Below are 23,119 nucleotides of genomic sequence, written 5' to 3' on the forward strand. Positions count from 1 at the left end.
CACTGCGCCCCCGGCGCCCGGCTGATCAGTGTTCGCGGGGGGCCAGGGGCGCAGTTCGAAGCGGTTCCCCGCTTCGACGGGTACTACTTCTCGATGATCGCGAGGACGTCGCGAGCCGAGAGGACGAGGTACTCCTCGCCGTTGTACTTGACCTCGGTGCCGCCGTACTTGCTGTAGAGCACGACGTCACCGACCTTGACGTCGAGCGGCAGGCGCTCGCCGTTCTCGAAGCGGCCCGGGCCCACGGCGAGGACGGCGCCCTCCTGGGGCTTCTCCTTCGCGGTGTCCGGGATGACCAGGCCAGAGGCCGTGGTCTGCTCGGCGTCCAGCGGCTGGACCACGATGCGGTCCTCGAGCGGCTTGATGGCAACCTTGGTGCTGGCGGTCGTCACGATCCGACCTCCCCCTTCGGAGATCTCACGGGGTTGACTGTCTGAGGTGGCGACCAGGTGGATCCGTCGTCGCGGGTGCCGGACCTGCCCGTCGCTTTTTGGCACTCTCCAGTGGGGAGTGCCAGAGCCGAGACTATGACCGCGATTAGCACTCGGTCAAGCGGAGTGCCAATGCGGACCGCGCGTCGGCCGGAATGCGCCACCGGATGCCGCTCAGAAGCCGCCGGATGCCGCTCAGAAGTAGTCCTCCAGGCGCGCCACCCGCAGCCCTTCCTCCCGTACGGTCCGCAGCAGGCGGGTGGTCCGGGCGCGCAGGTCGGGGGTGGCGGGCTCGTCGGGGGCCACGGCGATGACGTCGCCGGGCAGGAGGCGGCGCGGGCCGCGGGTGAAGGTGAGGCGGCCGGCGGGCCCGGCCGAGGCGCGCCACAGCACGACCGCCGAGATCCCGCAGTCGGCGGCGGCACGGCGGGTGGCGGTGTCGTGGGCGCCGTAGGGCGGGCGCAGCAGCCGGGGGCGCACGCCGAAGCGGGACCTGAGCTTGTGCTGCTGGCCGCAGATCTCCGCGCGCTGCCCGGCGTACGGCAGGCCGCGCAGGGCGGTGTGGTCGAGGGTGTGGTTCTGCAGGCGCGCGCCGGCCGAGCGCAGCCGGGCGAACCGGGCGTAGCCGGGGCCGGTCACGCGGTCCGTGAGGAACAGGGTGACGGGGAGCCGGAGTTCGCGGACCAGGTCGAGGAAGCGGGCGTCGCGCTCGGCGGTGTCGTCGTAGGTGAGGAAGACGACCTTGTCGCGGGTGGGGACGCGGTGGACGACGGGCGGGAGGGATGCGGGGCCGGCCAGGGGGCGCGCGGCCGGCGCCGGGCCGTCGGGCCGCGCCCGCCGGGTCGTTGCTCCCCCGGGCCGCGGGGCCGTCGTTCCCGCGGGCCGCTCGACCGTCGCCCCACCCGGCCGCTGGACCGTCGCTCCCGCGGGCCGTTCGACCGGCTCGGCGGGCCGTGCGCAGCCGGCCACCGCCATGGCGGGCACCAGAGCCAGGGCCAGGGCCGTCGCCGGCCATGGCGCCGACGCGGGCAGCGGTGCCCTCACAGATAGTCCTCCAGCCGGGCCACCGCGTACCCCTTCGCCGTGACCATGTCCAGGAACCGGCGGACCATGTCGGGCATGGTGCCCTTCCAGTCGTTCCGGCCCCGGAAGTGGGTGAGGACGATGTCGCCGGGGTGGAGGTCGCGGTCCCACTCGCGGTACTCCCAGTGGTCCACGAACACCTCCTCGTCCCACAGCGGCGCGTACTTCACGCCGCACGACTTCGCGGCCCGCAGAGTGTCCTGGTTGTAGTTGCCGTAGGGCGGGCGGAAGAGGAGGGGCCGCTTGCCGTAGTGCTTCTCGATCACGTCCTGCATGCCGCAGATCTCCCGTTTCTGCCGGGCGTACGACAGCGCGGGCAGATAGGGGTGGTGCAGTGTGTGGTTGTTGAGGGTGATCCCGGCGCGCTGCATCTTCTTGAAGTAGCCGTAGTCCTCCTTGACCAGGTAGTCGGAGAGGAAGGCGGTGTACGGCACGTCCAGTTCGCGCATCATCCGCAGGAACGCGGGGTCCTTCTCGGCGCCGTCGTCGATGGTGAGGAAGACGACCTTGTCCTTGGTCGGGACGGTGGTGAAGACGGGCGGCAGACCCAGCTTCTCGTGGTCGTCGACCTCGAAGCCCTTGCGGGTGGTGATGCGCGGCTTGTGCGCGGGCGGCGCCGGGGGTGTGAGCGGGACCCGCTTGAGCCTCCAGTGCCTGGCGGCGGCGACCCGGCGGGCGTACGCGGCCTCCAGCCGGTCGGCGTACGCCGTGAGGGCCCGGCCGGGCTGCTCCTGACCGGCCTGCTGGCCCGCGGCGGGGCGGGTTCCGTCGGCGCCGTCGTCGCGCCCGCAGCCGGACACGGCGGCGACGACCGCGAGGACACCGGCCCCGCCCCGGACTCCTGCCCGCCGCAGCGTCGGCCGACTCCACCCAGGCGCACGCTTTTTATCGTTTTGTCGTACGACTCCCATGGCGCCGGATCCTCCCAGCCGGCCTCCCGTTCCCGGTTCCGACACCGCGGCCGGGGGCACGCCGTCCACCGACTGGCCCAAGGCCGTCGCGTGACCGACCGGCCGCCGCCCGACGGACGACTCGCCGCCTGACCGACAATGAGCCGGTGAACGAAGTCGATCTCGCCTCCCTTCTCACCCCCGAGGGCCGGGCCCTCCTCGACCAGGTGCGCGGCACCCGGCCCGCCGACGAGCTGGCCGTGGCGACCCGGCTGCGCCGCGACCACCCCGCCGCCCTGGTGTCGGCGGCGCTCGGCCAGGCCCGACTGCGGGAGCGGGCGGTGGCGAAGTTCGGTGCGGAGGACGCGCTCCGGATGTACTTCACGCCGAACGGGGTGGAGCAGTCGACGCGGGCCGGGGTCGCCGCGTACCGCGCGGCGCGCCTGCGGGAGCTGGGCGTACGGTCGGTCGCCGACCTGTGCTGCGGCATCGGCGGGGACGCCATCGCCCTGGCCCGGGCCGGGATCCGGGTCCTCGCCGTGGACCGGGACCCGGTGACGGCGGCGACGGCCCGGGCCAACGCCGAGGCGCTCGGGCTGGCGGAGCTGATCGAGGTCCGGGAGGCGGACGTCACGGAGGTCGACACGGCCGGCTTCGACGCCGTCTTCGTCGACCCGGCCCGGCGCGGCGGCCGGGGCCGCGTCTTCGACCCTGAGGCATACTCGCCGCCCCTGTCCTGGGCGATCGAGGCGGCCCGGACGGCCCCGCGCGCCGCGCTGAAGATCGCCCCCGGCATCCCCCACGAGACGGTCCCCGGCGACGCCGAGGCCGAGTGGATCTCCGACGGCGGGGACGTGAAGGAGGCCGTGCTGTGGTTCGGCACCGCCGCCCCGGGCACCGTCCGCGCCACCCTCCTCCCCGGCCCCCACACCCTCCTCGCCGCCGGCCTGCCCAACCCGCCGGTCCGCCCCGTCGGCCGCTACCTCTACGAGCCCGACGGGGCCGTGATCCGCGCCCACCTGGTCGCGGACGTGGCCCAGCGGCTCTCCGGCGGGCTCATCGACGAGACCATCGCCTACGTCACCGCCGACGAGCTGCGCCCCACGCCGTACGCCACCGCGTACGAGATCACCGACCACCTCCCCTTCAACGTGAAGCGGCTGAAGGCCCTGCTGAGGGAGCGGCAGGTCGGCGTCCTCACGGTGAAGAAGCGCGGCTCGGCCGTGGAGCCGGAGGAACTCCGCAAGAAGGTCAAGCCGCAGGGGCCGAACTCGGCGACGGTGTTCCTGACGCGGGTGGCCGGCGCCCCGGCGATGCTGATCGGCCGGCGCCGGTGAGGCAGCCGTCGAGGACATCAGGTCTCCCTTCACCCAGCCGACCACCGCCGCCTCGCCGCGCTCCACCGCCCGGCGGGCCGGCACGTGGCAGCTCCAGTCGTGCAAGCAACCGCAGGGATGACGAGCCGTCAGTCCCTGTCGACTCCACGCTTGGAAGGTCAGTGAGCCTTTTCCAACCTCACGCTGACGCGTGGTGAAGGACGAGGACGGCCTGGACGATCGCTGTGATGCGGTTGGTGCTGCAGCGGAGCTTCCGTAGGAGACGCCAGCCCTTCAGGGTGGCCATGGCCTGCTCGCCGAGGCAGCGGATCTTGGCGTGTGTGCTGTTGTGGCAGCGCTGCCACCGCTTGAGGCGACGGCCGCGGAAGGGCACCCGGATGGAGCCGCCGGCGCCCTGGTATGCCTTGTCGGCCCGGCACTTGAGGTGGGCGTCGGTGAGTGCTTCGACGATCCCGTGAGTGCGGGCGGCGGTCAGGTCGTGGGTGGAGCCGGGCAACGCGGGCGAGGCCCACGACAGGCGGCCGAACGGGTCGGTGAGGACTTGGATGTTCATGCCGTGCCTCTTGTGTTTGCCTGAGTAGTACGGGGCTTCGGCGGCGATCCGGTCGATCGGCAGCAGGGTGCCGTCCAGGATCACGAACGCCTTGGTCCGCGCGATGCGCATCGCCTCGGCCAGGGTGGGCGCGAGTGTGGCCAGCACATCGACGGCCTCGCGTATGTAGCGGTATGCGGTCGCGATGCCGATACCGGACCCGGCGGCGAGCCGGGCGTAGGTGTCACCACAGCGCAGACGGGCCAGGGCGAGCAGAGCCTGACGACCGGCGGTCAGACGCCGCCACCGGGTCCCGATCTCCTGCCGCCTGGCTGTCAGACGCTCGGTCAGGAACCGCAGGGTGCGACTGGACAGGTCGTTAGAGGACGGGTAGACCAGCACGCGAAACCCCTGGCGGACACGGGTGATCTTGGTCGAGAACCCGTCTACCGGGAGCTTCGTCGTTCCGCAGTTCCGTCCAACACGTGTGACTGAGCGCCTGAGTTGGCCGGTTGAGCGTTGACCGGGCAGGTGCGCCGTATCCCGTGCGGGCGCCGTCCCCGATCTACTCCACCGGCTCGCACCAGGCGGCGACGAGATCCTGGAAGCCCGAGAAACGGGTGCCAGGAACAGTCTCACCACTGAACGTCTCGCCGTTGAGCCAGCAGATGTCGAAGATGTCGGTCTCGGTGTCGAGGAGGCAGCACACACCACCGGTGGTGGCGGTGAGGTCGGTGAACACCTTCCTGACGCTCGCGGACTGCACGAACATCCGGCTCATACTCGAGGTAGCGGCTGTGAACTGCAGTGACGCAAAGTTCGGGTGCCATGCGGGGGAGAACCTGACCGTCAGGTAGATGTACCCGACCGACACCCGTCCCTGCTCGTCGACTCTGTCGGAATCGCGGAGGAAGCACTCGCGCACCGCGTCGTCGACGCCGACGACGATCGAGGTGTCCAGTTCGAGCGAGCCGCCTGCCGAACAGTCGACCGGTTCGCTCTTGAACTTCGAGGTGAACGGCACGATCAACTGCTCTCCGCCCGGCAGGGTCACCGGAAGCGGCGGCGTCTCGCGGCCTCGGGGCGCGAGCTCGGCCAGCCGGGTCAGCGCTCTTGCAACGTTCCGAGGGGGCATGAAGATCTCATAGCTGTAGTCCAGCCCCATACCGTCCCGCCTCCCCTGTCCTGAACCGTCATCCTGTCATGATCGGGATCGATCACCCAGTTGATTCCAACGTGGCTGGCTTCGTCCGGACGCAGTCGGCAACGAAGCGCTCAGTCACAACAGGCGGCCACCGCCGGCAGGTTGGAAGTGGCTCGGTGGTTGAGGCAGCCGCTGCAGGCGGCCCCACGAAGAAGATGAGGCGGGCCGCTTGTCGGCCTGCGCCTTCGATCGTTCACGGCACTCGCCCTCGGTGTTGCTTGTCCGCCACGATGCGCCAGTCCCACAGGGGGTCCGCTCGAAAACGAGCCCGCAACCTCACCAAAGGCGGCCAGCTCGCCGTGGTTCGTATCCGGCAAGCCCGGGACTCCGTGCAGAACGTCCATCAGAAGATCGCCACGCACGGCACATCGGGGTGCTCCAGCGTGATCGCCCGGAACTCCCCGATGCTCCGGCGAATCTCAGCGAGTCCCTCTTCATCGAACTCACTGTGCAATCCCGCGACACGTCCGCCCTCCGGGGGACTGAGGAGAACAACGGTAGGCAAGGCAACACGGATCTTCCTGACGGGTGCGGACGGCGGCTTCACCCCATCGCCGGGTTACTGGCCAGACCCGCCCGGACTTCGAGTGGTAGATCATTCTCGGGCATGCTCAGGTCCTGCCCGGGCATGCCTGAGAGGACCTCGCTCAGCGACCTCCCGATCTCGCGTCCCGTCAGGTCGACCAGTTCCTCGTCGAGGACGGCGAACTCCAGCGCGTCGAGAGCCCGGCGATCCGGCCAGTGAGCCAGGTCGGCGACGGCCCAGCAGCGCGCGATGACGTCTTCGGTCGGGTCCGACACGAGAGCCGCAAGACGCTCCGCGCGTGGGTCCCAGGGGAGCGGGCGGGTGTCGAGCAGGCTCTTCTGCAAGGGCGCGGGGAGCCGGTACCCGTGGTCGTGCACATAATGTTTGATCAAGACGGGTGCAGTGTATGTAAGGCCGTCGTGTGCGTAATACCGGTATTCACCGTTCCCGACTGCAGTCAAGCCGTCCACACAGAACTCACACTCGTGCTCACCCAATGTGCGACTGACCACCCGGCGAGATGCACGTTCGAACGCATCGACGACTTCCCGCGACATGGCGGGATGATTCCATCGCTGAATCCCGTTTTCCTTCCCGAGCCATCCAACACAGACCAGGGGAATCGGAAATTCCATGTACTCATAAGGCGACAGGTCGAGGCATTCCACCCTTTTAGCCATTCTCTCGTCCATAACGGGAAGGTGGCCCCAGCCGTGAGTCCGGAGCCACCTCAAGGACCGGCTGCCGACCCTTAGAGCTCGCAACACGATCTTGTTGAGGTGTCCTGGCCGGGCGTGACCGATGCGACGATTCGGCCGTTCGGGAGGGTGTGAGTACTCGGCCGTGGATCGTCGATGACGACGGCATCCCGCCGGTGGCCGGGCGCCCCGGCCGACCACGCCGCCGCCCCGATTCGCTGCTCGGGGACAAGGGATACGACTCCAACCCCACCAGCGAGGAGCTGCGCAAGCGGCGGATCCTGCCGGTGATCTCCCACAAGGGCGCCCCGAACATCAAGGGCCTGGGCAAGCTCCGCTACGTCGTCGAGCAGACCTTCGCCCTGCTCCACCAGTTCAAACGCCTCGCCGTCCGCTGGGAACGCCGAACCTTACTCCACGACGCCTTCGTCTCCTTGGCCTACGGCCTCATCTACTCGAGGCGACTGAAGAAACACCGATCATGATCGTGTCACGAGCTTTTGGCTACAACTCACACCACTCACCCAGAGGGCCGGCCGCCCGCATCTGCGTGAAGTCGTGCACCAGCTCCCACGCCCGATCGACATCCAGGACAAAGTCGCCCGTGAACACGGCGAATTCGTCCATGATCGGGACTTCGACCTCGGCACCCGAGGGCACGGTACCGTCTCCTACGAGCAGAGACATCCGCTCGGTGTCACTCATCAGGTGGACCACCGCGTGATTATCCCGGAAGGCCAGGATCAGCACCGGGAACTCCCTGTTCGGCGACCGAACCTCGAGGTACCCCTGGCCACAGGAACGCAGGTCGTTGAAGCGATCTGACAGATCCTTCACCTCTGAACGTCTCTCAACCGGATGGAAGAGTCCAGATTCCGGCGACGTCGCCGCCCACATCACGCTCATCCAGCCCTCTTCCCCACGCAAGCCGTCGCCCACGATCCAGAGCCACGTTCCCACGCTCCACCACGACAGGACTACTGGGACTGGGCAGCGTGATCGTGTTACGAGCTCTTAGCGGCGGCCGGCCAGTTCGGTACCTCGGCGCCGTTCGTCGGGTCTCGGGCCGCCGGACCCCGTGGAGCGCCCGGCGGTCAGCAGGCCGGCTGCCGCGGCGGCCGCCGTCATGAGGGCCGCCGCGGCCCAGTACGCGGTGCGGTAGCCGTCGACGAGTGCCTGGGGATCGCTCGTGGCGTACCGGGCCGCGGCGACGGTGACCAGGACGCCCAGGCCGATGGCGCCGCCGAGTTGGCGGGAGGTGTTCAGCAGGCCCGACGCCATGCCGGTCTCCGCCGGGGCGACGCCGTCGGTGGCCGCCGTGCCGAGGGGGACGAAGCACATGCCGGTGCCGACGCTGGTGACGAGGGAGGGCAGCAGCACCGAGAGCGCGTAGCCGCCGTCCGCCGACACCGTCAGCGCCCACAGGGCGAGTCCGGTCGCGCCGAGCAGGCCGCCGGCCGTCAGCAGTCGGCCGACGCCGAGGCGGCCCATCAGGCGGGTCGCGACCGCCGTGCCGACGACGATGCCCGCGCAGAAGGGCAGGAAGGCGGCGCCGGCCGCCGTGGGGCCGTAGCCGAGCACCCGCTGCACGTACAGGGAGGTGAAGTAGAAGGCGGCGAACTGGCCGGCCGACATCAGCAGCGCGAAGACGTTCGCGGCGAGGACCGGGCCGTCGGCGAGCAGTCCGAGGCGGAGCAGGGGGTGGCGGACCCGGATCTCGGTGACGGTGAAGGCCGTGAGCAGCAGCCCGGCGGCGAGCAGTACGCCGGTCGACCGCCATGAGCTCCAGCCGTGGGACTCGGTCTGGGCGAGGCCGAGGACGAGCAGTGCGGTCCCGGCGGTGACGAGCAGCGCGCCGACGAGGTCCAGGCGCGGGCGGTCCGCCGCGTCGGGTCGGCCGTCGCCGCGTACCGCGCGCCCGGTCACGGCCAGCGCGGCGGCCACCACCGGCACGTTGACCAGCATCACCGAGCGCCAGCCGGCCCAGTCGGTGAGCAGCCCGCCGGCCAGCACCCCGACGGCTCCGCCGACCGCGCCGGCCGCGCCCCACAGTCCGAGGGCACGGGAACGGGCCCGCCCCGGTGCGTAGGTGACGGTGATGAGGGCGAGGGCGACCGGCGCGAGGGCGGCGGCGCCGGCCCCTTGCACCGCCCGTGCGGCGATGAGCTGGCCGGGCGCCTGGGCGAGCCCGCCGGCCAGGCTCGCGGCGCCGAACACGGCGAAGCCGGCCACCAGCATCCGGCGCCGCCCCGCGACGTCGGCGAGCCGGCCGCCGAGCATCAGCAGTCCGCCGAAGGTCAGCGCGTAGGCGTTGACGACCCAGGCCAGCGAGGCGGGCGCGAAGCCGAGGCCGCTGCCGATGTCCGGCAGGGCGATGTTGACGACGGACACGTCGAGGGAGACCAGGAACTGCACGGTGAGCAGCACCGGGAGTAACCAACGGGATGGGTTCGTCCGGGAGTTCGACATGACGACGAGATTAATATACGCGTATAGAAAATTGCTATACGCGTACGGAAAACCGCCCCGAGGCGGCCGTGGAGAATGCTCGGGTGACAGCCAACGGAGAGAAGCGGGCGGTCGGCCGGCCCCGCCGGATCGAGCGGCGGCAGATCGTGGACGTGGCCCGGCGCATCCTTCAGGAGGAGGGCGTGGCCGCGTTGTCCATGCGCCGGGTCGCCAAGGAGGTCGGCGCCACCCCGATGGCGCTCTACCACCACGTGCGCGACAAGGACGAGCTGCTGATGCTGACCCTGTCGGGGACGGCGGCGACCGTGCCGCGCCCGGACCTGCCCGAGGACCCCCGCGCGCGGATCGTCGCCACGGCCGTCCACATGCACGGCGTGCTGCGGGAGATGGACTGGGTCGTCGACGTGCTGGGCCTGGGCGACCTCACCGACAAGGGCGCGCTGTGGATGACGGAGGAGATCGTCGACTCGTGCGTCGCCTGCGGGCTGACCCCCGAGCAGGCCGTGCACGCGTACCGGACCATCTGGTACGTCGTCTACGGGGCGCTGGTCTTCGCGCGGGCCGAGGCGCGCCGTGCCGCCGATCCCGGCCGGCGGCCCTTGTTCGCCTCCCTGCTCACCCCGGAGGACGCCGGGGAACTGCCCCGGTTGGCGGCACTGGCGGACCACTGGGAGGAGACGACCGCGGCCTACGACGTCGCCGAGCAGGTGCGCAAGGTCGTCGCCGGCCTGCTCCCCTGAGGAGCACCGGGCCGGCGGTCCGGGCGCCGTGACCGCCGACCGGCCTTCCCGGTCGCGACGGAGTCAGGCGCTCACAGCCCCGGCTATCGAAAGTTTCGACCTGACAACCGATTTACTCTGACGGAGGGCGAGGCGGTCCGCCACGCCCGTCAGAACGTCAACTTCCGGCCAGCGGCGGCGCCCCCGTACTCGTACGCACCACCAGACTGGTCGCCAACTCGACCCGGGTCGCCGCCGGTTCGTCCTCACCCGACGACCGCCCGAGTTCCAGCACCAGCCGGGCCGCCGCCTCGGCCATCTCGGTCAGCGGCTGCCGTACGGTCGTCAGCGGCGGCCCCACCCAGCGGGCCACCGGCAGGTCGTCGAAGCCGACCACGCTGAGGTCCTCCGGGATGCGCAGCCCCAGCTCGCGCGCGGCCTCGTACAGCCCGAGGGCCTGGAGGTCGTTGCCGGCGAAGACGGCGGTGGGCCGGTCGGGGCGGGCCAGCAGCTCGCGGCCGAGCCGGTAGCCGGTCTCGTGGTGGAAGTCACCGGTCTTCACCAGCCCGGGGTCGACCGGCAGCCCGGCGGTCTCCAGCGCGGCCCGGTAGCCGTCGATGCGGGCCCGGCTGCACATCATCTGCGGCGGACCGCTGATGGCGCCGATCCGCCGGTGGCCGAGCTCGACCAGGTGCCGGGTGGCGGCGAGCCCGCCCTGCCAGTTGGTGGCGCCGATGGACGGCACGTCCGCCCCCGGGTCCCCGGCCGGGTCCATCACCACGAACGGGATGGACCGGCTGGTCAGCAGCGCCCGCTGGGAGTGGTCCAGCCCCGAGAGCACCAGCACCACGCCGTGCGGGCGGCGCGCGGCGACCTGGTCGGCCCACGTCCGCCCGGGGGTCAGCCGTCCGGCGCTCTCGCTCAGCACCACGCTGAGCCCCGCGTCCCGGGCGACGTTCTCCACGCCCCGGATGACCTCCATCGCCCAGGCGCTCTCCAGCTCGTGGAAGACCAGGTCGATGAGCGGGGAGCGGGTCGCCTCGGCCCGCCGGCGCCGGTAGCCGTGGGCGCGCAGCAGCTCCTCGACGCGGCTGCGCGTGGCCGGGGCGACGTCGGCACGCCCGTTGAGGACCTTCGAAACAGTCGGCGCCGAGACGCCGGCCTCGCGGGCGATCTCCGCCAGGGTCGCGGTCTGCGCGCGCTTTTCAGCGGACTCGGAGGGTGTCATGGCGGCGATCGTATCCATACGCGGCCTCTTGACGAACCCCGCACGGCACCATAGGTTCCCGGAACATTCGAATTGACTTACGAAACATTCGAACCGGGACTGGAGCTTCATGACCACCGCCCCCTGGCGTGACCCCGCCCTGCCCGCCGCCGCCCGTGTCGACGACCTCCTCGCCCGGATGACCCCGGAGGAGCGGACCGCCCAGCTGTACGGCGTGTGGGTGGGCGCCGAGACGGACGGCGGCGGCGTCGCCCCGCACCAGCACGACATGACCACCGACTACGACTGGGACGAGCTGATCGGGCAGGGGCTCGGCCAGCTCACCCGCTCCTTCGGCACCGCGCCCGTGGACCCCGGCCTGGGCGCCCGGGCCCTCGCCCGCGCCCAGCGCCGGATCGTCGAGGCGGGCCGGTTCGGCATCCCGGCGGTCGCCCACGAGGAGTGCCTGGCCGGGTTCACCGCCTGGCGGGCCACGGCGTATCCGGTGCCGCTCGCCTGGGGTGCGGCGTTCGATCCGCCGCTGGTGGAGGAGATGGCCCGCCGCATCGGGCACGACCTGCGCTCGGTCGGCGTCCACCAGGGGCTCGCGCCCGTGCTGGACGTCGTACGCGATCCGCGCTGGGGCAGGGTGGAGGAGACCATCGGCGAGGACCCGTACCTCGTCGGCACGGTCGGCGCGGCCTATGTGCGGGGCCTGGAGTCGGCGGGCGTGGTCGCCACGCTGAAGCACTTCGCCGGGTACGCCTCGTCGGCGGGCGCCCGCAACCTCGCCCCCGTGCGGGCCGGCACCCGGGAGTTCGCGGACGTCACCCTGCCGCCGTTCGAGATGGCGCTGCGCGAGGGCGGCGCCCGCTCGGTGATGGCCGCCTACACCGAGCGCGACGGCGTCCCCGCCTCCGCCGACCCGGAGCTGCTCACCCGCCTGCTGCGCGAGGAGTGGGGCTTCACCGGCACGGTGGTCGCCGACTACTTCGGCATCGGCTTCCTCGAGACCCTGCACCGGGTCGCGGGCAGCCCCGAGGAGGCGGCCCGGCTGGCTCTGGAGGCCGGCATCGACGTGGAACTGCCCACCCTGAAGTGCTACGGCGAGCCCCTGCTGGCGGCCGTACGGGAGGGCCGGATCCCCCGGGAGCTGGTCGACCGGGCGGCCCGCCGGGTGCTGCTGCAGAAGTGCGAGCTGGGCCTGCTGGACGAGGACTGGCGGCCGGAGGCCCCGGAGTCGGTGGACCTGGACTCGGCCGCCAACCGGGCGGTGGCCCGGCGGCTGGCCGAGCAGTCGGTGGTCCTGCTGGACAATCCCGACGGGGTCCTCCCGCTGGCCCCGGACACCCGGATCGCGGTGGTGGGCCCGCGCGCGGCGGACGCGCTCGCCATGCTGGGCTGCTACTCCTTCCCCTCCCACGTCCTGCCCCGTCACCCGGAGGTGGACCTGGGCATCGAGATCCCCACCGTGCTGGAGTCGCTGCGCGCGGAACTGCCCGACGCGAAGGTGGCGTTCGCGCACGGGTGCGGTGTCCGCGACCCGGACACCGCCGGCTTCGAGGAGGCCGTCGCCCGGACCGCCGAGGCGGACGTGTGCGTGGCGGTGCTGGGCGACCGGGCGGGCCTCTTCGGGCGGGGCACCTCCGGGGAGGGCTGCGACGTCACCGACCTGGGACTTCCGGGCGCGCAGGGGGAGCTGCTGGACGCGCTGGTGGCCACCGGGGTGCCGGTGGTGCTGCTGCTGCTGACCGGCCGCCCCTACGCGCTGGGCCGCTGGCACGGCCGGCTGGGCGCCGTCGTCCAGGCGTTCTTCCCGGGGGAGGAGGGCGGTCCGGCGGTCGCGGGGGTGCTGTCGGGCCGCGTCACCCCGTCCGGCCGGCTCCCGGTGAGCGTGCCGCGCGTGCCAGGGGGCCAGCCGTGGACGTACCTCCAGCCGCCGCTGGGCCTCGCGGGCGAGGTCAGCAACCTGGACCCGACGCCGCTGTACCCCTTCGGCCACGGGCGCTCGTACACCACCTTCGCCTGGGAGGACTTCGAGGCGGCCGGTACGGCGGACATCCCGACCGACGGCTCCCACGACCTCGCGGTGACCGTCCGCAACACGGGTGACCGGGCCGGTGCCGAGGTGGTCCAGCTCTACCTGCACGACCCGGTCGCCTCGGTGACCCGGCCCGACGTGCGGCTGATCGGCTACCGGCGGCTGGAGCTGGCGCCCGGCCAGGCGCGCCGGGTGTCGTTCCGTTTCCACGCGGACCTGTCGGCGTTCACGGACCGGGACGGCCGCCGGATCGTGGAGCCGGGAGCGCTGGAACTGCGGCTGGGTGCGTCCAGCGCCGACATCCGGCACCGGTCCGCCATCCAACTCGTCGGCCCCGTCCGCGAGTTGGGCGCGGAACGGCGGCTGCACTGCGACACGGACGTGACGTAGTCTCGCGGGGGACCACAACCGGAACCCTCTGGTTCAAGCATGAATAAAATCTGGAGCCCTCATGGAGAGGTGCTGCAGATGAGCGAACCAACCGGCCGGGTCTGCCCGTTATGCGGCGCGCCCCGATCCCACCGAGCCGCCCCGACCTGCGCCTGCCCCCGCCTGGCCTCCGACGCCCACCGCAGCGAGCGCACGGCCCAGGCGGCGGCAGCGGAGGACTTCGACCCGGTGCGCATACGCCCGTTCGTGCACCTGCCGGACGGGGACGCGGCGCCCGACGGGGGAACGTCCCGGACGACGGAGACGGACCCGGCCCCGGAGACCGGCGAGGAGACCGGTTCGGGCGAGGAGACCGGTTCGGGCGAGGACACCGGCCCCGGCCGGGCACCCGGTCCGGGCGAGGACACGCGGACCGGCGGGCGGACCGGGGAGGGCGGCGCCGAGGAAGCCGGGGAAGCCACCCCGGAGACCGAACGCGGCGGGACGGGGGAGACCAGCGGCCCCGAGGAGACCGACGGGGGGACCCGGACAGGCGCCACGGCACGTGAAGGCGGCGGGACCCGGCAGGGCGGCGCCCCCGAGGACGGGCGCCGGGCGCGGTCACGGGGACGGGTGCCGGCCCTGGTGGCGGTGGGGATGGCGGCGCTGACGGCGGCGACGCTCGTCGCGGTGCTGCGGTACGAGGGGCCCTCTCACCGTACGGCGCCCGAGGACGGCCGGGCGCCCGTGCCCGGCGCCACGTCGGCGTCCGGGGAGGCCGCTCCGGCCCCCGCGCCGGTCACGAGCGCCGCACAGGCCGCGCCGAGCCCGTCGGCGGCCGGCCCCTCGGCGTCGAGCCGCGCACCGAGCGGCGGCCCGGCCCCGTCCCCCGGCGCGACGGCCCCCACCCTCACGCCGGGTCCGACACAGCAGCCGCCCAGCGACGAGGCGACGCCGACCGCGGTCCCGCCGACGGTCCTGCGCCCCGGCGACAGCGGCCCGGAAGTCACCGAGCTCCAGCTCCGCCTCGCCCAGATCGGCTTCTACCGCGGCGAGGCCGACGGCGCCTACGACGACGACGTGGCGAACGCCGTCCGCTCCTACCAGTTCACCCGCCTCCTGCTGACGGAGGAGTCCGGGGTGTACGGCACCGCGACCCGCGCCTCCCTGGAGGCGGAGACGACGCGGCCCTGACGGCCCTCAGTCCGTGCCGGCCGACTCGAACCGCCACCGGTGCACCGGACGGCTCACCAGACGGCCCTCCGGCTCGGGCAGTTCGGGCAGTTCGGCGTCCATGTCCGCGTCCCACCAGCTGATGACGAGGACCCGGTCGCCCGGGGCGTGGAACGTCTCGCGGCGCAGCGGCGGAGCGGCCAGCCGCTGCCGTCGGGCCCAGGCCAGCAGCTCCGGGCCGCGGCCCGCGACCGCCCGTGCCTCCCACATCAACGCCACGGTCATGCGTACAGGTTCTCCTCGCCGGCCTCGTGCACGTGGTCGTGGCCGGTCCCGTTCCCCGGCACGTGCGGGTCCGTCACCGGCAGCGACGAGTCGGCCGACAGCTCCCAGTCGGACACCGGCCGGTTCCGCGCCACCATCTCCGCGCCCAGCGCCGCCACCATCGCCCCGTTGTCCGTGCACAGCTTGGGGCGCGGCACCCGCAGCCGGATCCCGGCCCGCTCGCACCGCTCCTGGGCGAGCGCCCGCAGCCGGGAGTTGGCCGCGACGCCGCCGCCGATCATCAGATGGTCGACGCCCTCGTCCTTGCAGGCCCGCACGGCCTTGCGGGTCAGCACGTCGACCACCGCCTCCTGGAAGGAGGCCGCCACGTCGCGCACCGGCACCTCCTCCCCCGCCGCCCGCCGCGCCTCGATCCAGCGGGCCACGGCCGTCTTCAGCCCGGAGAAGGAGAAGTCGTACGCCGGATCGCGCGGCCCGGTCAGGCCGCGCGGGAAGGCGATCGCCTCGGGGTCGCCCTCCCGGGCGTACCGGTCGATGACGGGACCGCCGGGGAAGCCCAGGTCCAGCACCCGCGCGATCTTGTCGAAGGCCTCGCCGGCCGCGTCGTCGATGGTGGACCCCATCGGCCGGACGTCGGAGGTGATGTCGGACGACAGCAGCAGCGAGGAGTGGCCGCCGGACACCAGCAGCGCCATCGTCGGCTCCGGCAGCGGGCCGTGCTCCAGCTGGTCCACGCAGATGTGGGAGGCGAGGTGGTTGACGCCGTACAGCGGCTTGCCCAGCGCGTAGGCGTACGCCTTCGCCGCCGACACCCCGACCAGCAGCGCGCCGGCGAGGCCGGGGCCGGCGGTCACGGCGATGCCGTCGAGGTCGCGGGCCGTGACCCCGGCTTCCTTCAGCGCACGGTCGATGGTCGGCACCATCGCCTCCAGATGGGCCCGGGAGGCCACCTCGGGGACGACCCCGCCGAAGCGGGCGTGTTCGTCGACGCTGGACGCGACGGCGTCGGCCAGCAGGGTGGTGCCGCGCACGATGCCGACGCCGGTCTCGTCGCAGGAGGTCTCGATCCCCAGGACCAGGGGTTCGTCAGCCATTGATCTCGGTTCCTCGTACGGATGTGGTGGGGTCGGTCAGGCGCATGATCAGCGCGTCCACGTTCCCCGGCTGGTAGTAGCCGCGCCGGAAGCCGATCGGCTCGAAACCGAACCGCTCGTACAGCTTCTGGGCGCGGACGTTGTCGATCCGGCACTCGAGCATGACCTCGGCGCACTCGAAGGCCGTCGCCGCCCGCAGCAGTTCGGTGAGCAGCAGCCCGCCGAGCCCGGTGCCCCACTGGTCGCGGGCCACGGCGATGGTCTGCACGTCACCGGTGCCGCCGGCGGCGGCCAGCCCGGCGTATCCGACGAGGCGGCCGTCGGGCAGTTCGGCGACGAGATACCGCCGGCTCGCCTCGGGGCCGCGCGCGTGCGCCAGCTCGGACCAGAACATGCCCCGGGACCAGGCGTCCTCGGGGAACAGGTCCTTCTCCAGTACCAGCACGGGGTCGATGTCCCACCAGCGCATCTCGCGCAGGCGGAAGGTCGCGGCGGTGTCCGTCACTTGGGGGTGACCACCTTGTAGTTCTTGGGGACCTGGGCGTCCGGCCGGCGCAGGTACAGCGGCCGGGGTGCCTCCAGTTCCGCCCCGGCGGCCAGCCGTTCGGCGGCCAGCCGGGCCAGCGCGGCGGCGGAGACGTGCTCCGGCTCGTGCACGGCCGGGAAGGTGTCCGGGTAGAGCAGCGCGCCCGCCCCGACGGCGGGCAGCCCCGCGACCCGCTCCGCGATGTCGGCGGGCCGGTCCACGGCGGGCCCGGTGAGCCGGGTGCGCGCGTCGGCGTAGGTCGCCCAGTAGACCTCCTTGCGCCGGGCGTCGGTCGCCACGACGAACGGGCCGTCGAGATCGGAGGCGAGGGCGAGGCCGTCGAGCGTGCACACGCCGTGCACGGGGACGCCGAGCGCGAGGCCGAACGTGTCGGCGGTCATCAGCCCGACGCGCAGCCCGGTGTACGGGCCGGGGCCGACGCCGACGACGATGCCGGTGACGGCGTCGAGCCCGGTCCCCGCCTCGGCGAGGACCCGGTCCACGGCCGGCAGCAGCAGCTCGCCGTGGCGGCGGGCGTCCACCTGGCTCGACGAGGCGACGACGTCCGTCCCGTCGTGCAGCGCGACGGTGACGGCGGGGGTGGCGGTATCCAGAGCGAGCAAGAGCACGCGAACAGCCTACGGGTCCCGGGGCCGCCGGACAGCCGCACAGGTCGCTCCGGCGGCTGCTGCTACCGTCGGCGCAAAACGGACGTACGACGCGATATGTGAGGTGGGTGCGGGTGGCAGGCAGCAGCTCGGCATGCGTGGCCGGGCTCACCGCGGCGGCCCTGGCGACGGTCGGCTTCCTGGCGTGGCAGGCCGCCGAGAACGCCCCGGAGCGGCTCGCCGGGGCGCCCGCCGGTGGCGACGCCGCCGGGGCGGCCGCGGTCAGGGCGCCGCGCGAGCGGGACCCGGCCGCGCTTCCGGCGCGGTCCGGCACGGGTCGCCGGGTCGTGTACTCGCTGGGCGGCGACCGGGTGTGGCTGGTCGGCTCGGACGGCGAGGTGGTGCGGACCTTCCGGGTGTACCCCGGCACCGTGGAGCCGGCGCCGGGCGGCTACCGGGTCACCTCGCGGGCGGTCGCCGTCACCGGCACCGACGGCGCCCCCGTGGAGCACGTCGTCCGCTTCACCAGCGTCGACGGGCTGGCCGTCGGGTTCAGCGCGGCGGTGAGCGGGTCCACGGAGCCGCCGCTGCGCACGCTGCGGACCGGGGCGATCCGTGAGACCCGGGAGGACGGGGCGGTGATGTGGGACTTCGCGACGATCAGGCAGCGGGTGGTGGTGATCCGTTAGGCGCTGGCCCGCCGGGCACAGGCCCGTCAGCCGCTGGTCCGTCAGGCCACTTGTCCGTCGGACGCTGGCCCGTCAGGGACTGGCCCGTCAGGGCACAGGCCCATCGGTCGCTGACCCGTCAGGGCACAGACCCGTCAGGGCCCTGGCACGTCAGGCGCTGCGCGGGAGGTGCCGGGTGGCGTCGCCCTTCGGGTGCCGCAGCGTCGTGGCCGGTCTCGCCCATGCGGCGGAGCCGCACGGCGACTCGGCCGCACCCTCGGATGCCGCCCCGGCGGGGGCGGCCGGCGCGGCGGGGGGCCGCGAGACCGCTTCCGCCGCCGCGCAGGAGGCCAGCAGGTCGCTCATGGAGACGGCTGAGGGAGCGGTCATGGACGCCTCCTGAAGGGCGGGGGCGGGAGCGGTTAGGCAAACCTAACCACGAGCTGGGTACCATAGGACCACGCCCGGCACACCCGGCGCAACGTTTTGCCGACAGCCTGTCGGAGCGAGGCCGGGCCGACCTCCTCCCCGAGGAACCCGCGAAGGAACCCTCAGGCGGACAGCGCGCTCAGGTCCGCCGCCGCCCACCGCTCGCCGATCCCGGTCAGCGTCATCCGCCGCACCTCGTCGGTGGTGTCGCCGACGGCCCGGTGGATGACGACCTGCAGCCGGTCGTCGGTCAGCTCCTCGACCTTGCCCTCGCCCCACTCCACGACGATCACCGACTCGGGCAGCGACACGTCGAGGTCCAGGTCCTCCATCTCGTCGAGTCCGCCGGACAGCCGGTAGGCGTCGACGTGGACCAGCGGCGGGCCGTCCCCGAGGGACGGGTGCACCCGGGCGATCACGAACGTCGGTGAGGTGACCGCCCCCCGCACGCCCAGCCCCTCGCCGAGCCCGCGCGTCAGCGTCGTCTTGCCCGCGCCCAGCTCACCGCTGAGCATCACGAGGTCCCCGGCGCGCAGCAGCTCGGCGAGCCGGCGGCCCAGTTCCCGCATCTGCTCGGGCGAGGTGACGGTCAGCTCGGTCTCAGTGCGGGTGTGCGGTGCTGGTGCTTCCATAGCCCCCCACGGTAGCCCCTGCGGGTACGGCACCCGCGCGGGTGAGCAGGTCGGCGAGCCGGTCGGTGACCACTTCCGGGTGTTCCAGCATCACCAGGTGCCCGGCGTCCGGTACGAGCACCAGCTCGGCGTCGGGCAGCAGGTCGGCGATGGCCTCGCTGTGCTCGCTCGGCGTGACCAGGTCGCCGATCCCGGCGAGCACCAGCACCGGCATGTCCCGGAAGCAGGCCAGCGCGTCCGTCTTGTCGTGGTCGGTGAACGCCGGGTAGAACTCGGCGACGACGTCGATGGGCGTGCCCTCGATCATCCGCTCGGCGAACCGGGCGACCGCCGGGTCCACCTCGCGGGAGGCGAACGAGTACCGCTTGATGACCCCGGCGAACAGGTCGGCCGTGGCCCGCCGCCCCTTCTCCACCAGCGCCGCCTGCCGCCCCATCGCCCGCAGCACCCCGGGCAGGACCCGGCGCACCGCGTTGACGCCGGCGACCGGCAGCCCGAAGTTGACCTCGCCGAGCCGCCCGGACGACGTGCCGACGAAGGCGGTGGCGACCACCCGCTTCCGGATCAGCTCGGGGCACTGCGCGGCCAGCGCCATCATGGTCATCCCGCCCATGGAGTGCCCGACGAGCACGATCGGCCCCTCGGGCGCGGCCGCGTCGAGCACGGCCTTCAGGTCCTGGCCCAGCCGGTCGATGGTGACCGGCGGCCCGTCCTCCTCGGCCGTCCGCCCGGAGCGCCCGTGGCTGCGCTGGTCCCAGTACACGGTCCGGACGACCCCGCGCAGCGCCGCCCGCTGGAAGTGCCAGGAGTCCTGGCTGAGGCAGTAGCCGTGGCTGAAGACGACGGTGACCGGAGCGGGCGCCTTGCGGCCGAACAGCCGGCGCCGGCGGCCGCCCAGCGGGGCGTCCGGCTCGACCTCGTCGACCTCGTAGTACAGCTCGGTGCCGTCGTCGGCGTACGCCTTGCCCGGCGTGCCGCGCAGCGCGCCGAAGGGTCCGGCGGAGTCCAGCGCGAGCCGCGCCTTCTGCCGCATGCCCCGGCCCACGGTCATCCGTTCGATGGCCACGCCCGCCGCCGCGCCCGCGGCGATCACGCCTATCGCGGCGCCGGCGATGCCGGTCGCCCGGCGCCAGCCGCCCGCCTCCGCGGCGGAGGCGGCCACGACGGCCGCCGTCGCGACGTCCGCCACCGCCTCCGCGCTGCTCTCGCTCACGTACCGGTCCTCCTGACCACTGCTGCCTGCCGCCCACCGCGGCGGTGCCGCCCTGTCCCGCGGTTACCCCTCGGGGCCCTCGTTCACATGGACGCGGGGAACGCGTGGACCGATGCGCGTGACGATCTCGTATCCGATGGTGCCCGCGGCCTGCGCCCAGTCCTCGGCGGTCGGCTCGCCCCGGTCGCCCGGCCCGAACAGCACCGCCTCGGTGCCCGCCTCGGGCGTGTCACCGCCCAGGTCGACGACGAACTGGTCCATCGCGATCCGCCCGGCGACGGTCCGCCACTTGCCGTCGACCAGCACCGGGCCGGCGCCGGAGGCGTGCCGGGGCACCCCGTCGGCGTAGCCGAGCGGGACCAGGCCGAGGGTGGTCGCGCCGGGGGTGACGTAGTGGTGTCCGTAGCTCACCCCGTGCCCGCCCGGGGCGCGCTTGACCAGGGCGAGCGAGGCGGTGAGCGTCATGACCGGGCGCAGTCCCAGGTCGGCGGAGCTGCCGAGGGCCGGCGCGGGCGACAGTCCGTACATGGCGATGCCCGGCCGGACCAGGTCGAAGTGGCTCTCCGGGAGGGTCAGCGTGGCGGGCGAGTTGGCGATGTGCCGCACCTCGGGCCGCACGCCCCGCCGCTCGGCGTGTCCGGTCATCTCGCGGAAGCGGGTGAGCTGGGCGGCGATGGAGGGGTGCCCCGGCTCGTCGGCGCAGGCGAAGTGCGACCACAGGCCGGTGATCCGGATCAGCCCGTCCGCCTCTGCGCGCAGCGCCTCGCCGACGAGTTCGTCCCAGTCCCCGGGCTGGCAGCCGCCCCGCCCGAGACCGGTGTCGGCCTTGAGCTGCACGCGCGCCGGCCGTCCGGCGCGCCGGGCTCCGTCGACGGCCTCCCGCAGGGCCCACAGGGCGCTCACGGACACGTCGAGGTCCGCCTCGACCGCCTCCTGCCACGGCCCGCCCGGCGTCCACAGCCAGCACATGATCCGCACGTCGGCGGGCAGCCCCGCGCCGGCCCGCACCGCGAGGGCCTCCTCGGGCGTGGCGGTGCCGATCCAGCCGGCGCCGGCCTGGACCGCGGCCCGGGCGCACGGCAGCGCCCCGTGCCCGTACCCGTCGGCCTTCACCACGGCCATGAAGGCCGCCCCGGGCGCCTTGGCGCGCAGGGCGCGCACATTGGCCCGCAGCGCCGCCAGATCGATCTCGGCCCGGGCGCGCGACGGCGCGCTTGTCAGTCGTGCAGTCTCACTCATCGCGCCCAGTGTCTCAGAGGCCTCCGGCGGCGGCCGTGGCGCAGGGCTCCTGTGCCCGGGTGCAACGGCATCCGGCGGTTCCGCGGGCACACGCGGGTGAGTCTCCGGCGCGAGCGGCGCCCGACGGCGGGGACGAGCCAGTGCCGCGCACGCGCGCGTGAGTCGCACGGCACCAAGCTCTGTGCCTGGTACGGCTCCGCAGTGCCGCGCACGCGCGCGTGAGTCGCGGCAGGCCCGCGCAAGGTCGCGTGAGTCACCGCCGTACGTCTCGCCAGGCCCTGGGTACCGCCGCCGCCACGTCGTGGGCCCCGACCGGTGCGCCCGCCGCCGCCAGGCGGGCCGCGAGGCCGTGCAGGTAGGCGGCGACGCTGCCGGCGTCGCGGGCCCTCAGACCCGCCGCCAGCAGGGAGCCGGCGAGGCCGGAGAGCACGTCGCCGCTGCCCGCGGTGGCGAGCCACGGGGTTCCGGTGGGGTTCACCCGGACCGGTTCCCCGCCGGGCCCGGCCACCACCGTCGTCGAACCCTTCAGCAGCACGGTCGCCCCGTACGCCGCCGCGAGTTCCCGTACGGCCGCCAGCCGGCCCGCCTCGACCTCCTCGCGGGCGACGCCGAGCAGCGCGGCCGCCTCACCGGCGTGCGGGGTCATCAGCGTCGGCGCGGTCCGCGCGCGCACCGCGGCCCGGTCGGCGAGCCGCAGCCCGTCCGCGTCGATCAGCACCGGCACCTCGGCGGCGACCACCTGGCCCACGGTGTCCGCGTCGTCCCCGGCGCCCGGCCCGACGACCCACGCCTGCACCCGCCCGGCGCGCCGCGGCCCCTGGTCGGACACCAGCGTCTCCGGGAACCGGGCGATCACCGCGTCCCGCGCGGGACCGACGTACCGTACGGCCCCCGCCCCGCCGCGCAGCGCCCCGGCGACCGCGAGCACGGCGGCTCCCGGGTAGCGGTCCGACCCGGCGGCGACGCCCACGACGCCCCGCCGGTACTTGTCGCTCTCGGCGCCCGGCACCGGCAGCAGCCGCGCCACGTCCGCGTGCTGGAGCGCCTCCAGCACGGCCCGCTCGCCGGACAGGCCGAGCCCGATGTCCACCAGCCGCACGGACCCGGCGTACTCCCGGGCGGGGTCGACCAGCAGGCCCGGCTTGTGCGTGCCGAAGGTGACGGTCAGGTCGGCCCGGACGGCCTGACCGCGCACCTCTCCGGTGTCCGCCTCGACCCCGCTCGGCAGGTCCACGGCGACCACGGTGGCCGGCGAGCCGGCGGCACACGCGGCCAGCGCGGCGGCCTCCGGCCGCAGCCCGCCCCTGCCGCCGATGCCGACGATCCCGTCGACCACGAGATCCGCCCGCCGGACGGCCGCTTCGCCGCCCTCGGCGGCGACGGTGACGCCCCCGGACCGCCGCAGCGCCGCGAGTCCCGCGCCGTGCGCCCGTTCGGGTGACAGCAGGACGGCGGTCACCCCGGCGCCGCGCCGCGCCAGCCGCGCCCCGGCGAACAGCGCGTCGCCGCCGTTGTCCCCGCTGCCCACGAGCAGCACGACCCGACGCCCGTACACCCGCCCCAGCACCCCGGCGCAGGCGGCGGCCAGACCGGCGGCGGCCCGCTGCATCAACGCCCCGTCGGGGAGCCGTGCCATCAGCTCCCGCTCGGCGGCCCGCACGGTCTCCACGGAATAGGCAGTACGCATGAAGCCCAGTCAAACACCACCCCGCCCGGGGGCGCGGGGAACCGCGCGATCGGCCACGA

General features: G+C 73.6%; 24 protein-coding genes. 6 read left to right on the forward strand and 18 right to left on the reverse strand.

Going from position 1 to position 23,119, the window contains the following annotated elements; translation table 11 throughout:
* Positions 1 to 83: 83 nt before the first annotated feature.
* From groES to ACSLTV_RS02620, 3 genes are all read right to left on the reverse strand, one after another.
* Positions 84 to 392 (reverse strand): co-chaperone GroES, encoded by a 309-nt coding sequence (gene groES, locus ACSLTV_RS02610; protein ID WP_432134965.1) that lies wholly within the window; start codon positions 390 to 392, stop codon positions 84 to 86.
* Positions 393 to 626: 234 nt separating this feature from the next.
* Complete coding sequence (locus ACSLTV_RS02615) at positions 627 to 1,406, reverse strand: polysaccharide deacetylase family protein (protein ID WP_435611624.1); 780 nt, start codon at positions 1,404 to 1,406, stop codon at positions 627 to 629.
* 65 nt (positions 1,407 to 1,471) lie between these two features.
* Complete coding sequence (locus ACSLTV_RS02620) at positions 1,472 to 2,425, reverse strand: polysaccharide deacetylase family protein (protein ID WP_432134966.1); 954 nt, start codon at positions 2,423 to 2,425, stop codon at positions 1,472 to 1,474.
* Positions 2,426 to 2,553: 128 nt separating this feature from the next.
* Between ACSLTV_RS02620 and ACSLTV_RS02625 the strand changes: the two genes are divergently transcribed.
* Entirely contained in the window at positions 2,554 to 3,741 is a 1,188-nt protein-coding gene (locus tag ACSLTV_RS02625) for a THUMP-like domain-containing protein (protein ID WP_435611625.1), read from the forward strand.
* A gap of 178 nt (positions 3,742 to 3,919) precedes the next feature.
* Here ACSLTV_RS02625 and ACSLTV_RS02630 read toward each other — a convergent pair whose 3' ends face one another.
* The 3 genes from ACSLTV_RS02630 to ACSLTV_RS02640 form a co-directional block, all read right to left on the reverse strand.
* Complete coding sequence (locus ACSLTV_RS02630) at positions 3,920 to 4,675, reverse strand: transposase family protein (RefSeq protein WP_435611549.1); 756 nt, start codon at positions 4,673 to 4,675, stop codon at positions 3,920 to 3,922.
* 163 nt (positions 4,676 to 4,838) lie between these two features.
* Complete coding sequence (locus tag ACSLTV_RS02635; RefSeq protein ID WP_435611550.1) at positions 4,839 to 5,438, reverse strand: hypothetical protein; 600 nt, start codon at positions 5,436 to 5,438, stop codon at positions 4,839 to 4,841.
* A gap of 582 nt (positions 5,439 to 6,020) precedes the next feature.
* The gene (locus ACSLTV_RS02640; RefSeq protein ID WP_435611551.1) at positions 6,021 to 6,695 is read right to left on the reverse strand and encodes a hypothetical protein; all 675 of its coding nucleotides are present in this window, start codon (positions 6,693 to 6,695) and stop codon (positions 6,021 to 6,023) included.
* Between the two features lie 137 nt (positions 6,696 to 6,832).
* Between ACSLTV_RS02640 and ACSLTV_RS02645 the strand changes: the two genes are divergently transcribed.
* Positions 6,833 to 7,186 (forward strand): transposase, encoded by a 354-nt coding sequence (locus tag ACSLTV_RS02645; protein ID WP_435611552.1) that lies wholly within the window; start codon positions 6,833 to 6,835, stop codon positions 7,184 to 7,186.
* 19 nt (positions 7,187 to 7,205) lie between these two features.
* Here ACSLTV_RS02645 and ACSLTV_RS02650 read toward each other — a convergent pair whose 3' ends face one another.
* Positions 7,206 to 7,607, reverse strand: a complete 402-nt coding sequence (locus ACSLTV_RS02650) for a hypothetical protein (protein ID WP_435611553.1) — start codon at positions 7,605 to 7,607, stop codon at positions 7,206 to 7,208.
* Between the two features lie 108 nt (positions 7,608 to 7,715).
* Positions 7,716 to 9,170 carry an MFS transporter gene (locus tag ACSLTV_RS02655; protein ID WP_435611554.1) on the reverse strand — a complete coding sequence of 485 codons (1,455 nt, stop codon included), beginning with the start codon at positions 9,168 to 9,170 and terminating at the stop codon, positions 7,716 to 7,718.
* Between the two features lie 83 nt (positions 9,171 to 9,253).
* Between ACSLTV_RS02655 and ACSLTV_RS02660 the strand changes: the two genes are divergently transcribed.
* Positions 9,254 to 9,910 carry a TetR/AcrR family transcriptional regulator gene (locus ACSLTV_RS02660; RefSeq protein ID WP_435611555.1) on the forward strand — a complete coding sequence of 219 codons (657 nt, stop codon included), beginning with the start codon at positions 9,254 to 9,256 and terminating at the stop codon, positions 9,908 to 9,910.
* A 157-nt stretch (positions 9,911 to 10,067) separates the two neighbouring features.
* Here the strand turns inward: ACSLTV_RS02660 and ACSLTV_RS02665 are convergent, their stop codons facing one another.
* Positions 10,068 to 11,117: a LacI family DNA-binding transcriptional regulator gene (locus tag ACSLTV_RS02665; RefSeq protein ID WP_432134972.1), complete on the reverse strand. Its 1,050-nt coding sequence runs from the start codon at positions 11,115 to 11,117 to the stop codon at positions 10,068 to 10,070.
* A 109-nt stretch (positions 11,118 to 11,226) separates the two neighbouring features.
* On the opposite strand from ACSLTV_RS02665, the gene ACSLTV_RS02670 reads away from it, so the two are divergent.
* Both ACSLTV_RS02670 and ACSLTV_RS02675 read left to right on the forward strand, forming a co-directional pair.
* Complete coding sequence (locus ACSLTV_RS02670; RefSeq protein ID WP_432155413.1) at positions 11,227 to 13,527, forward strand: glycoside hydrolase family 3 N-terminal domain-containing protein; 2,301 nt, start codon at positions 11,227 to 11,229, stop codon at positions 13,525 to 13,527.
* Between the two features lie 78 nt (positions 13,528 to 13,605).
* A complete protein-coding gene (locus ACSLTV_RS02675) occupies positions 13,606 to 14,700 on the forward strand; it encodes a peptidoglycan-binding protein (protein WP_435611556.1) in 1,095 nt (364 codons plus the stop codon).
* A 6-nt stretch (positions 14,701 to 14,706) separates the two neighbouring features.
* Here ACSLTV_RS02675 and ACSLTV_RS02680 read toward each other — a convergent pair whose 3' ends face one another.
* From ACSLTV_RS02680 to tsaB, 4 genes are read right to left on the reverse strand one after another with little or no spacing between them, the layout of a single operon-like run.
* The gene (locus ACSLTV_RS02680) at positions 14,707 to 14,964 is read right to left on the reverse strand and encodes a hypothetical protein (protein WP_432134975.1); all 258 of its coding nucleotides are present in this window, start codon (positions 14,962 to 14,964) and stop codon (positions 14,707 to 14,709) included.
* On the reverse strand, positions 14,961 to 16,058 hold the full coding sequence (gene tsaD, locus ACSLTV_RS02685; protein ID WP_435611557.1) for a tRNA (adenosine(37)-N6)-threonylcarbamoyltransferase complex transferase subunit TsaD: 1,098 nt from the start codon (positions 16,056 to 16,058) through the stop codon (positions 14,961 to 14,963). The genes ACSLTV_RS02680 and tsaD overlap by 4 nt, the downstream gene beginning before the upstream one ends.
* A complete protein-coding gene (gene rimI, locus ACSLTV_RS02690; RefSeq protein WP_432135030.1) occupies positions 16,051 to 16,527 on the reverse strand; it encodes a ribosomal protein S18-alanine N-acetyltransferase in 477 nt (158 codons plus the stop codon). The genes tsaD and rimI overlap by 8 nt, the downstream gene beginning before the upstream one ends.
* A gap of 32 nt (positions 16,528 to 16,559) precedes the next feature.
* Positions 16,560 to 17,213, reverse strand: a complete 654-nt coding sequence (tsaB, locus tag ACSLTV_RS02695; protein ID WP_432134977.1) for a tRNA (adenosine(37)-N6)-threonylcarbamoyltransferase complex dimerization subunit type 1 TsaB — start codon at positions 17,211 to 17,213, stop codon at positions 16,560 to 16,562.
* Between the two features lie 113 nt (positions 17,214 to 17,326).
* On the opposite strand from tsaB, the gene ACSLTV_RS02700 reads away from it, so the two are divergent.
* A complete protein-coding gene (locus tag ACSLTV_RS02700) occupies positions 17,327 to 17,881 on the forward strand; it encodes a hypothetical protein (protein ID WP_432155416.1) in 555 nt (184 codons plus the stop codon).
* A 150-nt stretch (positions 17,882 to 18,031) separates the two neighbouring features.
* Here ACSLTV_RS02700 and ACSLTV_RS02705 read toward each other — a convergent pair whose 3' ends face one another.
* The 5 genes from ACSLTV_RS02705 to ACSLTV_RS02725 form a co-directional block, all read right to left on the reverse strand.
* Complete coding sequence (locus tag ACSLTV_RS02705) at positions 18,032 to 18,250, reverse strand: hypothetical protein (protein ID WP_432134979.1); 219 nt, start codon at positions 18,248 to 18,250, stop codon at positions 18,032 to 18,034.
* 161 nt (positions 18,251 to 18,411) lie between these two features.
* Positions 18,412 to 18,921: a tRNA (adenosine(37)-N6)-threonylcarbamoyltransferase complex ATPase subunit type 1 TsaE gene (tsaE, locus tag ACSLTV_RS02710; RefSeq protein WP_432134980.1), complete on the reverse strand. Its 510-nt coding sequence runs from the start codon at positions 18,919 to 18,921 to the stop codon at positions 18,412 to 18,414.
* Complete coding sequence (locus ACSLTV_RS02715) at positions 18,890 to 20,134, reverse strand: alpha/beta fold hydrolase (protein WP_432155417.1); 1,245 nt, start codon at positions 20,132 to 20,134, stop codon at positions 18,890 to 18,892. Before ACSLTV_RS02715 ends, tsaE begins: the two co-directional genes overlap by 32 nt.
* Positions 20,135 to 20,197: 63 nt before the next feature.
* The gene (alr, locus tag ACSLTV_RS02720; RefSeq protein ID WP_432134982.1) at positions 20,198 to 21,373 is read right to left on the reverse strand and encodes an alanine racemase; all 1,176 of its coding nucleotides are present in this window, start codon (positions 21,371 to 21,373) and stop codon (positions 20,198 to 20,200) included.
* A 253-nt stretch (positions 21,374 to 21,626) separates the two neighbouring features.
* Positions 21,627 to 23,060 (reverse strand): NAD(P)H-hydrate dehydratase, encoded by a 1,434-nt coding sequence (locus tag ACSLTV_RS02725; protein WP_435611558.1) that lies wholly within the window; start codon positions 23,058 to 23,060, stop codon positions 21,627 to 21,629.
* Positions 23,061 to 23,119: the final 59 nt, after the last annotated feature.

It is taken from the genome of Streptomyces sp. bgisy159 (assembly GCF_965341775.1).
In the GTDB taxonomy this organism is placed as follows: Bacteria; Actinomycetota; Actinomycetes; order Streptomycetales; family Streptomycetaceae; genus Streptomyces.

Excerpts from the sequence above, each read along its gene's own strand:
- ACSLTV_RS02725 (WP_435611558.1), bottom strand. The coding sequence starts at position 23,060 with ATGCGTACTGCCTATTCCGTGGAGACCGTGCGGGCCGCCGAGCGGGAG.
- ACSLTV_RS02670 (WP_432155413.1), top strand. The coding sequence starts at position 11,227 with ATGACCACCGCCCCCTGGCGTGACCCCGCCCTGCCCGCCGCCGCCCGT.
- ACSLTV_RS02665 (WP_432134972.1), bottom strand. The coding sequence starts at position 11,117 with ATGACACCCTCCGAGTCCGCTGAAAAGCGCGCGCAGACCGCGACCCTG.
- ACSLTV_RS02640 (WP_435611551.1), bottom strand. The coding sequence starts at position 6,695 with ATGGACGAGAGAATGGCTAAAAGGGTGGAATGCCTCGACCTGTCGCCT.
- ACSLTV_RS02705 (WP_432134979.1), bottom strand. The coding sequence starts at position 18,250 with ATGACCGCTCCCTCAGCCGTCTCCATGAGCGACCTGCTGGCCTCCTGC.
- tsaE (WP_432134980.1), bottom strand. The coding sequence starts at position 18,921 with ATGGAAGCACCAGCACCGCACACCCGCACTGAGACCGAGCTGACCGTC.
- rimI (WP_432135030.1), bottom strand. The coding sequence starts at position 16,527 with ATGCGCTGGTGGGACATCGACCCCGTGCTGGTACTGGAGAAGGACCTG.
- ACSLTV_RS02620 (WP_432134966.1), bottom strand. The coding sequence starts at position 2,425 with ATGGGAGTCGTACGACAAAACGATAAAAAGCGTGCGCCTGGGTGGAGT.
- ACSLTV_RS02680 (WP_432134975.1), bottom strand. The coding sequence starts at position 14,964 with ATGACCGTGGCGTTGATGTGGGAGGCACGGGCGGTCGCGGGCCGCGGC.
- ACSLTV_RS02650 (WP_435611553.1), bottom strand. The coding sequence starts at position 7,607 with ATGAGCGTGATGTGGGCGGCGACGTCGCCGGAATCTGGACTCTTCCAT.
- ACSLTV_RS02635 (WP_435611550.1), bottom strand. The coding sequence starts at position 5,438 with ATGGGGCTGGACTACAGCTATGAGATCTTCATGCCCCCTCGGAACGTT.
- ACSLTV_RS02655 (WP_435611554.1), bottom strand. The coding sequence starts at position 9,170 with ATGTCGAACTCCCGGACGAACCCATCCCGTTGGTTACTCCCGGTGCTG.
- alr (WP_432134982.1), bottom strand. The coding sequence starts at position 21,373 with ATGAGTGAGACTGCACGACTGACAAGCGCGCCGTCGCGCGCCCGGGCC.
- ACSLTV_RS02615 (WP_435611624.1), bottom strand. The coding sequence starts at position 1,406 with ATGGCGGTGGCCGGCTGCGCACGGCCCGCCGAGCCGGTCGAACGGCCC.
- tsaD (WP_435611557.1), bottom strand. The coding sequence starts at position 16,058 with ATGGCTGACGAACCCCTGGTCCTGGGGATCGAGACCTCCTGCGACGAG.
- ACSLTV_RS02675 (WP_435611556.1), top strand. The coding sequence starts at position 13,606 with ATGAGCGAACCAACCGGCCGGGTCTGCCCGTTATGCGGCGCGCCCCGA.